Here is a 750-nt window from a genome sequence, read left to right as displayed (position 1 = left end):
ATAAAGGATATAATAATTTTTCCTTATTTATAACTTTACTGACCTTATAGTGATTATATCATAAAAAAACAGCAAAACCGTGAACCTTACAAAATTGTAAGGTTCACGGCTGATATTTGGTATTTATTACATAATTTCACTTAAAATAAGTCTAATTTATATAATTTTTATATAATATAAAATACTATGCAAAACTAATAGCGCTTTATAAACAAACAGCAGCCCGACTTTCATCGGACTGCTGTTGTTGTTCATAATAAAGATTCTCATTATCCGCTGTTTGCGGATAATTTATTGAGATTATTTATTTGCAATAATTGTCTGAATCAATGATACATCGTATATTGAAATTTTTCCATCCTGATTTGCATCAGCAAAGCTTTCGTTAAATGTTCCATCAATTGGATTTGCTGCAATATAGCTCTGTATAGTGGTAGCATCGGAAATACTTAATATACCGTCCATATTTATATCACCCAATCCATAAATTACTATGGAGAACTCTTTGCTGTAGCTGTCAATGCTGTTGGTTGCAGTTACCGTAAAGGTGTATTTTCCGCCTGCGGAAGGTTTTCCTGAAATTATTCCTGTGTTTTCATCAAGGCTTAATCCCTCAGGTAATGAACCCTCTGTAATACTCCATGTAATGGTTGGGTCACCGTCTGCGTTAAGCTGCTGTTCATAGGATGTCAACACATCGCCGTTAACAAGACTTTCTGTGGTGATAGTCGGTGCATATTTAACTGTACC

Annotated in this window: 1 protein-coding gene; it reads right to left on the bottom strand. The window is 33.9% G+C overall.

Annotated elements, in window-relative coordinates; translation table 11 throughout:
- Positions 1-300: 300 nt before the first annotated feature.
- Positions 301-750 (bottom strand): putative Ig domain-containing protein (locus B5F08_RS13060; protein ID WP_204245212.1); only part of this gene is annotated, 450 nt, incomplete at its 5' end.

It is taken from the genome of Anaeromassilibacillus sp. An172 (genome assembly GCF_002160515.1).
GTDB classification, from domain to species: Bacteria; Bacillota; Clostridia; order Oscillospirales; family Acutalibacteraceae; genus Limousia; species Limousia pullorum.
This window is presented reverse-complemented; position numbering and strand designations above follow the sequence as displayed.